Below are 10,395 nucleotides of genomic sequence, written 5' to 3' on the forward strand. Positions count from 1 at the left end.
GTTCGATAAAGCGGGTTTAGGCGGCGCGGACAAGGCGCGCCATGAAGAAGCCGTCGAGCCCGCCTTCGGCTTCGAGCAGGCCGGGCAGGATTCGGGCCCAGCCTCCCCCGGTTGCCGGAACAAAGCCGGGGAGAGCGCTCAGCGGCCCGATCTCGAACTTCGGATGGCGCTCGACGACCGCGCCGATCACCTCCTCGCCCTCCTCCGGCTCGAGCGAGCAGACCGAATAGACAAGCGTGCCGCCCGGCTTGAGCCATTGGGCGGCGCGGTCGAGCAGCCTCGCCTGAGCCTCCGCGCTCTCGGCGATGAGCCGCGGGCGAGCCCGATAGAGCACCTCCGGATGACGGCGGAAGGTGCCGGTCGCGGAGCAGGGCGCATCGAGAAGGATCGCGTCGAAGTCGCGCCCCGGCACCCAGGTCGTCGCGTCGGCCGGCACGAGTTGGGCCTTCAAATGCGTGCGCACCAGGTTCTCGCGCAGCCGGGCGAGACGGTTTTGCGAAGAATCGACCGACGTCACCACGTGACCCGCGGCGGCGAGCTGCATCGTCTTGCCGCCCGGCGCGGCGCACAGGTCGAGCACCGCCGAAGCATCGTGCGGGATCAGCCGTGCCGGCAAAGAGGCGGCGAGGTCCTGGACCCACCAGCGGCCTTCACCGAAACCGGGCAATTGGGTAACCGACGAACTTTCGACCCGCACGTGGTTCGGCGCCAGGGAGGTCCCGCCATGTGCAGCCGCATAGGCTTGTGCCTCCACATCATCGATAAAGCTAAGATCGAGCGCGGGCCGCTTCGCGATCTGGCGCCGCGCCGCCTGCACGGCCTCATCGCCCCAAGCCTTGCCCCAACGGCCCTCGACCTCCGCCGGCAGCCGCGGCGCATCTGGCACCGCGACCCCACGCCTCAACAGCGTGCCGAGGACGCCGTGGACGAGCCGCCGGGGCCCGCCGTCAACCAGCGGCAGAGCGGTGGCGACCAAAGCATGATCGGGCGTGCCGAGACCGACCTTCTGGGCGAGCGCGAGGCGCAACACCATCCGCGCCTTGCTGTCATCCGGCAGACGCTGGCGGGTCGCGCTGTCGATCAGTTCGTCGAGGTCGGGTAGCCGCCGCACCGCTTCGCCGACGATCGCGACCGCCAGCGCGTGATCGGACGGGGAGAGGTTTCGAGCCGACGCTCCGACAGCCTCGATCGTCTGCCCGCGGCGCAGCACTGCGTCGAGCATCTGCAGCGCTGCCCGGCGCGCCTCGACTCCTTCAACGCTTGGCATGCGAGGCTCGAACGATCATCTTGGGCTTGTGAAACGCCCGAAACACCTTGATGCGCCGGCCCACTTGAGCCCTTCGCCGCCAATTCCCGAGCCCGAACCGCCGGCGCGGCCCGAGCCGCCGGCCGGTGAGGAGCAGCGGCTCGATCCCACGCGCTACGGCGACTGGGAGAAGAAGGGCATCGCGATCGATTTTTAGACGCCTTCGGCGCGCGACGGACGGGTGAGCAACGCGTCGAGCACCTCGTCGACATTGGCCCGGCCCGCGATCAACGCATCGACCGCATCGACGATCGGCATGTCGATGCCCTTTTCCCGCGCCAGCCGGGCGAGCACGGGCGCGGTGAATGCGCCCTCGGCCACCGTTTTCCGATCCGCCAACAGCTCGGCGGCCGCGCGGCCTTCGCCGATGCCCTTGCCGAGCGAATAATTGCGCGAGCTGACCGACGAACAGGTCAGCACGAGGTCGCCGAGCCCCGACAGGCCGGCGAGGGTCTCGCGCCGCGCTCCGAAGGCGAGGCCGAAGCGGGTCATCTCGGCAAAGCCTCGCCCGATCAGCGCCGCGCGCGCGTTCTGGCCCAGCCCTTTGCCCTCGACCACCCCGCATGCGACCGCGAGCACGTTCTTGACCGCGCCGCCGATCTCCGCCCCGGCGACGTCATCCGAGATATAGATTCGGAACGTCGGCTGCTTGATCCGGTCGCGCAGCCGCTCGGCGAGCGCTTCATCCTCGGCGGCGAGGGTGACGGCGGTCGGAAACCCCTTCGCGACCTCGTGGGCGAAAGTCGGCCCCGACAGCACCGCGATCCCGGCGCGCGGACAGGTCTGCCTGGCAACCTTGTGGAGCAGCTCGCCGCTCTTCTCCTCGATCCCCTTGGAGCAGAGGATCAACGGCTTGTCGCAATCAGCCACCTGACCGAGTACCGCGCGCATGTGCTGGGCCGGAGTGACGACCAGCCAGGCGTCGCACCCCGCGAGATCGGCGAGATCGGAGGTCGCGCGGATTGCGGGATTGAGGGGGACGCCGGCGAGGAACAGCGGGTTCTCATGCCGCTCATTGATTGATTCGACGACGTCCGGCTCGATCGCCCAGAGCAGGGTCTCGTGCTCCCCCGCCGAGGCGACTTGTGCCAGGGCTGTGCCCCATGCACCGCCCCCGATCACCCCGAGCTTCATGCCTTGACGCCTGCCCCGCGCACCTTTTCGGCGCTCTCGTCGAGCGGCCAGCGCGCGCGCGCCGGGACATCGAGCGCGTCGCTCGTCCCGGCCGTAAATCGTTCCATGCCGGCCCAGGCGATCATCGCCCCATTGTCGGTGCACAGCCAGGCCGGCGGGACGCTGAAGGCGCGGCCGTTGGCTGATGCCAGTTCGGCAAGCGCGCCGCGGATCGCCTGGTTGGCCGCGACTCCGCCGGCGACGACCAGCGTCGGTGCGTCCGTCTTGTCCAGCGCCAGACGAGTACGGTCGACGAGGCAGTCGACGATCGCCTGCTGCAAACTCGCGGCGATGTCCTCCGCGCGGTAACTGCCCGAGGCGACCGCGCGCTGCACCGAGCTCTTGAGGCCGGCGAAGGAGAAGTGCGGCTCGGCCGAGCCGACCAGCGGGCGCGGCAGCGGGACCGCCGTGCCGTCACCGTGCCGGGCGAGCTGTTCGATCGCCGGCCCGCCCGGATAGGGGAGGCCGAGCAGCTTGGCGGCCTTGTCGAACGCTTCGCCGGCGGCATCGTCGATGGTCGTCGCGAGCCGCCGGTAGTCGCCGACCCCGCGCACTTCGAGCAACTGGCAATGCCCGCCCGAGACGAGCAGCAGCAAGTAAGGGAAATGGAGGTCGGGATCGACAAGACGCGGCGACAGCGCATGCCCTTCGAGATGATTGACCGCAATCAACGGCTTGCCGGCGGCCAGCGCCAGTCCCTTGCCGGCAAGCAGCGCCACCATCACCCCGCCGATCAGGCCGGGCCCGGCCGTGGCCGCCACCGCATCGACCTCACGGATCGACATTTTGGCGTCATCCAGCACTTTCGCAATGAGGCCGGGCAGGATTTCGACATGGGCCCGCGCGGCGATCTCCGGCACCACGCCGCCATAGGGCTGGTGCGCGCTGTTCTGGCCGACCACCGCCTGCGCCAGGACTCGCCGGTCGCTGGTGACCAGCGCCACCGCGCTATCATCGCAACTGCTTTCAAGGCCAAGGATCACGGTCATTTCGCGTCCGGCCCTTTGCCTGAAGGCGCGGCAATGCACTAGGGGGAGGGACATGCAGGGACTACGCCTCGGGACTCGCGGATCGCCGCTGGCGCTGGCGCAGGCGCGCAAGGTCGCCGCGGCGATCGAAACCGCGCAGCGCTGGCCCGACGGCTGGGTCCAGATCGTCGAGATCAAGACCACCGGCGACAAGGTCCAGGACCGCCCGCTGGCCGAGATCGGCGGGAAGGGGTTGTGGACCAAGGAGCTCGATCGCGCCCTGCTCGATGGCGAGGTCGATTTTTGCGTCCACTCGGTGAAGGACGTGGAGAGCGAGCGGCCGCCCGAAATCCACCTTGCTGCCGTCCGTCCCCGCGGGGACGTGCGCGACCGCATCGTCGGCGCCGAGTCGATCGAGCTGCTCAAGCAAGGCGCGCGCGTCGGCACCTCCTCGCCGCGGCGCACCGCGCAGCTTCGCCGCCTGCGCCCGGATCTTCAGATCGTGCCGATCCGCGGCAATGTCGAAACGCGGCTCCAGAAAGTGGAAAGCGGCGAGGTCGATGCGATCCTGCTCGCCTCGGCGGGCTTGAAGCGCCTCGAGATCGACGCCGGAACCGCGATCCCGACCGAAGTGATGCTCCCCGCGGCGGGTCAGGCGGTGATCGGGATGGAATGCCGCACCAACGACACGCGCACGCAAAGCGTGCTGAGCACCGTGAACAACGGCATCACTTTCTCTTGCGTCGCCGCCGAACGCGCCTTCACCCGGGCATTGGGCGGGACCTGTCACTCGCCGGTCGCCGCCTTCTGCGCGTTCGAAGACGGCGACCTGCGCCTCCGCGCGCAAATGTTCAGCGAGGACGGCGCCGACATGGTCGAGGGCCGCGCGCTACTCGATTGCGGCGACAATGGCCCGGCGGAAGCGCTCGCCCGCTCGCTGCTCGCCGACGCGCCGCAATCGATCCGGAGGCTGTTCGGCGCCTGAATGAAGCGCGTGCTGGTCCTGCGCCCCCAGGCGGGCGCCGACGCGACGGTCGGCAAGGCCCGCGCCATGGGGCTGGAGGCCGCCGCCGTGCCCTTGTTCGAAGTCGAGCCGGTCGAGTGGCAGGCGCCCGAGGCGGACGAATTCGACGGCCTGCTGCTGACCAGCGCCAATGCCTTGCGCGCCGGCGGCGATGGACTGCAGCGACTGCGCGCGCTCAAGGTCTATGCCGTGGGCGAGACGACCGGTGAGGCGGCGCGCGAGGCCGGGTTCGACGTCGCTGCGACCGGCGATGCGGGCGTGGATCGCCTGCTCGGCTCGATCGGGCCCGAGCTCAGGCTGCTCCATCTGTGCGGGGCCGATCGCGCAGCGCCGAGCGACGCGCGGCACGCGATCACGCCCGTGACCGTGTACCGGTCGATACCGCTGCCAGCGCCCGACCTGACGAGCGCTGACGGCTGCGTCGTGCTGGTCCACTCGCCGCGCGCAGGCGCACGTTTCGCGGAGCTGGTGCGCGATCGCGGCGCGATCGCGGTCGCGGCGATCAGCGTCGCGGCGGCTGATGCCGTGGGTAGCGGCTGGCGCGTCGTCGAAACGGCGGACCAGCCGACCGACGCGGCGCTGCTGGCCCTTGCCGCGAGGCTGTGCAACAAGCCGGACCCGGAATGAACGGGACCCGCAATGGCATGGGCTGGGGCGCGCGGCTGCTCGTCGCGCTGGTGTTCATCATTGCCGGCGCGGGCGCGGCCGTGTGGAGCCTTGGACATTACCCCCGGGCAGCGCGCGTTCTGGGCGTTGCCGCGCAACCGCCATTGGCAACGCCGAACCTCGCGAGAGTTTCTGAACCGCTGCCTCCCGAACCGGCGCCAACGCCAACCGCCAACACGGAGAATGCGCGGATTGCTGCGCTCGAGCAGCGCCTCTCACAAGTGCAGAACGCGACCGAGCGTGCCGAAGGCTTCGCCGGCCGGGCCGACGCGCTGGTCGTGGCGTTCGCCGCCCGCCGCGCGATCGATCGCGGAGTGGCGCTCGGCTATCTCGAAAATCTCCTGACTGACCGTTTTGGCGCGCAGCACCAGGCCGCGGTGGCGACGGTCATCACCGCCTCGCACCAGCCGGTCCGGCTCGAGGATTTGACCAGCGAATATGAGGCGCTCGGGCCCGAGCTTCGCCGCGGCGGCCCGCAGGACAATTGGTGGACGAACCTCCAGCGCGAGCTCGGCTCGCTGGTCGAGGTGCACCGCGCCGAACGCCCGGCGGTCAATGCCGAAGCCCGCTACAACCGCGCGCTCCGCCGCCTGTCGTCGGGCGACGTTGACCAGGCGCTGGCCGAGACGATGCGAATGCCCGGCGCTGCCCGAGCGAGCGACTGGGTTGCCAAGGCCCGCCGATACGTTGCTGCCCATCGCGCGCTGGACGAAATCGAATCGGCGGCGCTCCTGGCCGGGCCGAACGGCGGCCGCTGAGCGCACATCACAGGTTCAGGCGCCCCGGGCTAAGCCGTTGCGAAGATAGAAAAGATCGTGGGAAGCGGCGAGGCCATGACGTCACTGGGGAAGCGGATCGGGACGGGCTTCGCAATGGCCGCCGCAGCTTCGGTCAGCGCGTCCGCGACCAACCAGCAGACCGCTCCATCACCGCCACAAAAGGCGTCACCGGCGGTGCGCCCTGTGTCGCCAGCGCCCCAATATCTCCGCGACCGCATCAACGACCTCGGCCGCAGCTTCGACGGCCGCGTCGGCATTGCCGTCAAATCGATCGGCGAGGGTTGGTTGACCGGCTGGAACGCCGATCAGCTCTATCCTCAGCAAAGCGTCAGCAAATTGTGGGTCTCGATCACCGCGCTCGATGCTGTCGACAAAGGCAAGGTTACGCTCGACGACCCGGTGACGCTCACCACGGACGACCTGACTCTCTTCCACCAGCCGATCGCAGATGAGGTGCTGAAGACGGGCAGTTACACAACAACCCTCGGCGATCTGATGGTGCGCGAGATCACGCAGAGCGACAACACCGCCAACGACAAGCTGATGCGCTCGGTTGGCGGCCCCGACGCCGTTCGCGCGATGATCAAGGCGAAGCACCTCGGCGCGATCCGTTTCTACAGTGGCGAGCGCGCGCTCCAGAGCCGGATCGCCGGGCTCAGCTGGAACCCGAGCTATTCGATCGGCAATGCCTTCTTCGACGCCCGCGATTCGCTTCCGCCGGCGCGGCGCGAGGCCGCGTTCAACCACTACGTCGCCGATCCCTACGATGGGGCGGCGCCGAGCGCAGTCGTCAATGCGCTCGCGCGCCTCAAGCGCGGCGAGCTCCTCTCGCCCACGTCGACGCAGCTACTGCTCGACATCATGAGCCACACCAAGACCGGGGCCAACCGACTGAAAGGCGGACTCCAGCCCGGCTGGGTGCTCAATCACAAGACCGGGACGGGCCAGGTCCTCGGTCCTCAGCAGGCGGGCTACAACGACATCGGGATCCTGACCGGGCCTGACGGTAGAAGTTATGCCGTCGCGGTGATGATCAAGCTGACGTCGGTGCCGCTGCCCGTGCGCATGGCGATGATGAACGACGTCGTCCGGGCGGTCATCGCGCAGCACGACATGCAATATGCGCCGGCCGCCGAGCCCCAGGCGGTTCAGCCGAGCAGGTGACCGCTGCGCTTGCGCTTGGTCGCGAGATAATCGGCGTTGTGGGGATTGGCGGGCATCTGGTGGGCGACCCGCTCGATCACCTTGATCCCGGCGGCTTCGAGCCCCCCGACCTTGTTGGGATTGTTGGTCAGCAGCCGCACACGATCGATGCCGAGCGCGCGCAGCATCGCCGCGGCATGGCCGTAGTCGCGCTCGTCGTCGGCGAAGCCCAGCCGGCGGTTGGCGTCGACCGTGTCGAGCCCGCGATCCTGCAGCGAATAAGCGCGGACCTTGTTGACGAGGCCGATGCCGCGCCCCTCCTGGCGTAAATAGAGCAGCACGCCGCCGCCCGCCGCGCCGATGATGTGCAGCGCCTCGTTGAGCTGCGGCCCGCAATCGCATTTCAGCGAGCCGAACACGTCGCCGGTCAGGCACTCGCTGTGCAGGCGCACCAGCGGTGGCTTGCCGCCGAAGGCGCCGATCAGCAGCGCCACATGCTCCTGTCCGTCATCGGACGCGCGGAAGGCGACGATCTGGGTCGGTGGCATGTCCTCGAGCGGCAGGCGCGCACGGGCGACGATCTCGACCGACGGCTGCTGGCGCTCGCGTGCGACATCGCCGACCGACACGGAAAACTCGGCGGCGCTCGGCTCCAGCACCCACAAAGCCGGAAGCAGGCCGGCGGAGCGCGCAAGGTCGAGCGCAGCGCGGCTCGCTTCCACGCAATCGGGACTGAGCGGGTGGAGCGGGCCGATGGGGGCCCGGTCGAGGTCCTGGCCCGGATCGGCAATCGCCCGCGCAGTTGCCACATCGAGCCACGGCGCATGGCCGATGAGGACCGGCGCCGCCGGATCGGCCGCATCGCGCTCATTCGAGAGGTGCAGCGCGGCGGCGCGCTGCCCGCTGATCAGAAGCCGGGCCTGGTGCGCCGGGTCGAGCAGGTCGAGCAGGTCCTGAGTGGCGGTTTCGACCGCGCACACTGCGATCGTCACCGGACCGGCGATTCGGATCGGCCTTCCGCCGCGCAGCAGCGCGATTGCGGTGCGGACGCCGCTGCCGCTCAAACCTCGATCTCGCAGATTAGCGGAACATGGTCCGACGGACGCTCCCAGTTGCGGCACGGCTCGAGCACGGCATGCGCCTTGATGTGTCCGGCGAGCTCGGGGGATGCCCACATGTGATCGAGCCTGCGCCCGCGGTCGTTCTTCGTCCAGTCCGGCGAGCGATAGCTCCACCAGGTGAAGCAGCGTCCGGGCGCGGGCACGAAGCGGCGGCCGATGTCGATCCAGCCGTGCGCCTGCTGGAGGCGGGTCAGCGCCTCGACTTCCACGGGGGTGTGACTGACGACGTTCAGCAGCGCCTTGTGGCTCCAGACGTCGCATTCGAGCGGCGCGACGTTGAAGTCGCCGACGATGACGGTCGGTTCGTTAAGGCCCTCCGACCAGCGGGTCATGCGTCCGATGAAGTCGAGCTTCTGGCCGAACTTGGGATTGACGGTCCGGTCCGGGGTATCGCCGCCGGCGGGAACATAGACGTTCTCGAGCCGGATGCCGCACGGCAGCCGAACGCCGACATGCCGCGCTTCGCCATTGTCCTGCCAGTCGTGCTTGCCCGGGTCCTTGAGCGGTACGCGGCTGAGGATCGCGACTCCATGATGCATCTGCTGGCCGTTCAGTTCGGCGTGGACGTAGCCGTGGCGGTGGAACAAATCGGCGGGAAAGATGCTGTCGAGCACCTTGGTCTCCTGCAGGCACAGGATGTCCGGCTGCTGCTCGGCGATCAGCCGCTCGACCAGCCCGATGCGCGCGCGCACCGAGTTGATGTTCCATGAAGCGATCTTGAGCCGCTGAGTCACGCCTGGCGCTTAGCCCCGTCACCCCGTCAAGCAAAAGGCCCCCGCTCCGGGGGCATGGAGCGAGGGCCGCCGAGCGTTGTCACGCAAGGGGTGCCGCGGACCTGGGTAACAGGGGGAAACCCCGGGCATGCGACACCGGTGGTCTATTTAGGAGCGCGCGCCTGACATTGCGATGAACGGGTATCGAAGTGAAACTTTTGTCACCTAATGTTTTTTCTTCGGTTCGGCATAAGTGAAAGCGCCGTCCGGCACGGCGACATTGTAGCGGACATCCGACAGCTTGACCGTGGTGCGGTGGTTCTGCGGGTCGATCGCCGTCCACCCATAAAGCTGCAAGCCGCCGGGCGCGGAAGCGTTGCGCAGGAAGGCGAGCGTCAGCTGGCCATATTGGCCGGCATTCCTGGCGCGGGCGACGACCACGCGGCTGTCCGTGCTCGGAAGGATCTCGGCCTTGCCGTTGAAGTCGGGCGAACCCGACAGCAGCGGCCCGAGCGGCGTCTTGCCGAGCGGCCAGCTCGATTTCTGCCCGACCTGATAGTCGAGGAAGCTGAGCCTCTTGCCGTCGGCGACGAGGAGCAGATCGCCGCCCGAATATTCGAAGCGGACGCGCCCCGGCCGCTTGAGCTGGAGCGTGCCGCTGTCCGTGCGCCCTTTGGCATCAGTCTGCGCGAAGTTCGCGGTCATCGTCTGGACCGCGGCGAGATGGCCCTTAAGGCGCGCGAGATCTGACGAGTCCGCCGCCGCCGCCGGTGCCGAGGCCAAGATCGCGGCGGGCAAGATGGCGCGCGCAAAGGTCGTCATCGGGGTCATTCGAAAACTCCTGAGGTTCACCGCACGCAACTGGCGCTTGCCCGTTGAATGCGCTCTGAACCTTCCGGTTCCGGTCCGTTCAGGCTCAGAGGGGGTGACCGTCGGGGTCGATCAGGACCTCGCGTCTGCCGACATGATCCGGCTGCCCGACAAGTCCGTCCTTCTCCATCCGCTCGATCAGCCGGGCGGCGCTGTTGTAGCCGACGCGAAGCTGGCGCTGGAGGTAGGAGGTCGAGGCCTTCTGGCTCTCGGCGACGATCTGGATTGCTTTCCGGTAGAGCTGGGTCTCGGCGTCGTCCTCGCCGGTCGGCTGTCCGTCGAACAGATAGCCGCCGTCCTCCGGCTCCTCGGTGACCGCATGGTTATATTCCGGCGACCCCTGTTTGCGCCAATGCTCGGCGACGGCGCGCACCTCCTCGTCGCTAACGAACGGCCCGTGGACACGGATGATCTGCTTGCCGCCGGGCATGTAGAGCATGTCGCCCTTGCCCAGCAGCTGCTCGGCGCCCTGCTCGCCGAGGATGGTGCGGCTGTCGATCTTGCTCGTCACCTGGAAGCTGATGCGCGTCGGCAGGTTCGCCTTGATGACGCCGGTGATCACATCGACCGAGGGGCGCTGCGTCGCCATGATCAGGTGGATTCCCGCCGCGCGCGCTTTTTGCGCCAGCCGC

General features: G+C 68.6%; 12 protein-coding genes. 5 read left to right on the forward strand and 7 right to left on the reverse strand.

Going from position 1 to position 10,395, the window contains the following annotated elements; translation table 11 throughout:
- Positions 1–16: 16 nt before the first annotated feature.
- A complete protein-coding gene (locus ACJ8FR_RS03290) occupies positions 17–1,267 on the reverse strand; it encodes an RsmB/NOP family class I SAM-dependent RNA methyltransferase (RefSeq protein WP_407827183.1) in 1,251 nt (416 codons plus the stop codon).
- Here ACJ8FR_RS03290 and ACJ8FR_RS03295 point away from each other — a divergent pair.
- On the forward strand, positions 1,266–1,463 hold the full coding sequence (locus tag ACJ8FR_RS03295) for a DUF1674 domain-containing protein (RefSeq protein WP_407827184.1): 198 nt from the start codon (positions 1,266–1,268) through the stop codon (positions 1,461–1,463). The genes ACJ8FR_RS03290 and ACJ8FR_RS03295 overlap by 2 nt on opposite strands.
- Here the strand turns inward: ACJ8FR_RS03295 and ACJ8FR_RS03300 are convergent.
- Both ACJ8FR_RS03300 and tsaD read right to left on the reverse strand, forming a co-directional pair.
- Positions 1,460–2,440, reverse strand: a complete 981-nt coding sequence (locus ACJ8FR_RS03300; RefSeq protein ID WP_407827185.1) for an NAD(P)H-dependent glycerol-3-phosphate dehydrogenase — start codon at positions 2,438–2,440, stop codon at positions 1,460–1,462. The genes ACJ8FR_RS03295 and ACJ8FR_RS03300 overlap by 4 nt on opposite strands.
- Positions 2,437–3,468 carry a tRNA (adenosine(37)-N6)-threonylcarbamoyltransferase complex transferase subunit TsaD gene (gene tsaD, locus ACJ8FR_RS03305; protein ID WP_407827186.1) on the reverse strand — a complete coding sequence of 344 codons (1,032 nt, stop codon included), beginning with the start codon at positions 3,466–3,468 and terminating at the stop codon, positions 2,437–2,439. The genes ACJ8FR_RS03300 and tsaD overlap by 4 nt, the downstream gene beginning before the upstream one ends.
- Before the next feature lie 52 nt (positions 3,469–3,520).
- Here tsaD and hemC point away from each other — a divergent pair, with 52 nt between their 5' ends.
- The 4 genes from hemC to ACJ8FR_RS03325 all read left to right on the forward strand — a co-directional run bounded on the left by hemC (position 3,521) and on the right by ACJ8FR_RS03325 (position 7,080).
- The gene (gene hemC / locus ACJ8FR_RS03310) at positions 3,521–4,432 is read left to right on the forward strand and encodes a hydroxymethylbilane synthase (RefSeq protein WP_407827187.1); all 912 of its coding nucleotides are present in this window, start codon (positions 3,521–3,523) and stop codon (positions 4,430–4,432) included.
- Complete coding sequence (locus tag ACJ8FR_RS03315) at positions 4,433–5,098, forward strand: uroporphyrinogen-III synthase (RefSeq protein ID WP_407827188.1); 666 nt, start codon at positions 4,433–4,435, stop codon at positions 5,096–5,098.
- Entirely contained in the window at positions 5,095–5,895 is an 801-nt protein-coding gene (locus tag ACJ8FR_RS03320) for a hypothetical protein (protein ID WP_407827189.1), read from the forward strand. The genes ACJ8FR_RS03315 and ACJ8FR_RS03320 overlap by 4 nt, the downstream gene beginning before the upstream one ends.
- 75 nt (positions 5,896–5,970) lie before the next feature.
- Positions 5,971–7,080 (forward strand): serine hydrolase, encoded by a 1,110-nt coding sequence (locus ACJ8FR_RS03325; RefSeq protein ID WP_407827190.1) that lies wholly within the window; start codon positions 5,971–5,973, stop codon positions 7,078–7,080.
- Here ACJ8FR_RS03325 and ribA read toward each other — a convergent pair.
- The 4 genes from ribA to ACJ8FR_RS03345 form a co-directional block, all read right to left on the reverse strand.
- On the reverse strand, positions 7,065–8,123 hold the full coding sequence (ribA, locus tag ACJ8FR_RS03330; RefSeq protein ID WP_407827191.1) for a GTP cyclohydrolase II: 1,059 nt from the start codon (positions 8,121–8,123) through the stop codon (positions 7,065–7,067). The two genes, ACJ8FR_RS03325 and ribA, sit on opposite strands and share 16 nt — an antisense overlap.
- The gene (locus ACJ8FR_RS03335) at positions 8,120–8,914 is read right to left on the reverse strand and encodes an exodeoxyribonuclease III (RefSeq protein WP_407827192.1); all 795 of its coding nucleotides are present in this window, start codon (positions 8,912–8,914) and stop codon (positions 8,120–8,122) included. Before ACJ8FR_RS03335 ends, ribA begins: the two co-directional genes overlap by 4 nt.
- Before the next feature lie 204 nt (positions 8,915–9,118).
- On the reverse strand, positions 9,119–9,724 hold the full coding sequence (locus ACJ8FR_RS03340) for a LolA family protein (RefSeq protein ID WP_407827193.1): 606 nt from the start codon (positions 9,722–9,724) through the stop codon (positions 9,119–9,121).
- 85 nt (positions 9,725–9,809) lie between these two features.
- Positions 9,810–10,395, reverse strand: a 586-nt coding sequence (locus ACJ8FR_RS03345) for a DNA translocase FtsK (RefSeq protein ID WP_407827194.1), incomplete at its 5' end; no start/stop codon positions are given.

The organism is Sphingomonas sp. (assembly GCF_045810705.1).
Lineage (GTDB): Bacteria > Pseudomonadota > Alphaproteobacteria > Sphingomonadales > Sphingomonadaceae > Sphingomicrobium.

Excerpts from the sequence above, each read along its gene's own strand:
- hemC (WP_407827187.1), top strand. The coding sequence starts at position 3,521 with ATGCAGGGACTACGCCTCGGGACTCGCGGATCGCCGCTGGCGCTGGCG.
- tsaD (WP_407827186.1), bottom strand. The coding sequence starts at position 3,468 with ATGACCGTGATCCTTGGCCTTGAAAGCAGTTGCGATGATAGCGCGGTG.
- ACJ8FR_RS03340 (WP_407827193.1), bottom strand. The coding sequence starts at position 9,724 with ATGACCCCGATGACGACCTTTGCGCGCGCCATCTTGCCCGCCGCGATC.
- ACJ8FR_RS03325 (WP_407827190.1), top strand. The coding sequence starts at position 5,971 with ATGACGTCACTGGGGAAGCGGATCGGGACGGGCTTCGCAATGGCCGCC.
- ACJ8FR_RS03300 (WP_407827185.1), bottom strand. The coding sequence starts at position 2,440 with ATGAAGCTCGGGGTGATCGGGGGCGGTGCATGGGGCACAGCCCTGGCA.
- ACJ8FR_RS03290 (WP_407827183.1), bottom strand. The coding sequence starts at position 1,267 with ATGCCAAGCGTTGAAGGAGTCGAGGCGCGCCGGGCAGCGCTGCAGATG.
- ACJ8FR_RS03320 (WP_407827189.1), top strand. The coding sequence starts at position 5,095 with ATGAACGGGACCCGCAATGGCATGGGCTGGGGCGCGCGGCTGCTCGTC.
- ACJ8FR_RS03295 (WP_407827184.1), top strand. The coding sequence starts at position 1,266 with ATGCGAGGCTCGAACGATCATCTTGGGCTTGTGAAACGCCCGAAACAC.
- ACJ8FR_RS03315 (WP_407827188.1), top strand. The coding sequence starts at position 4,433 with ATGAAGCGCGTGCTGGTCCTGCGCCCCCAGGCGGGCGCCGACGCGACG.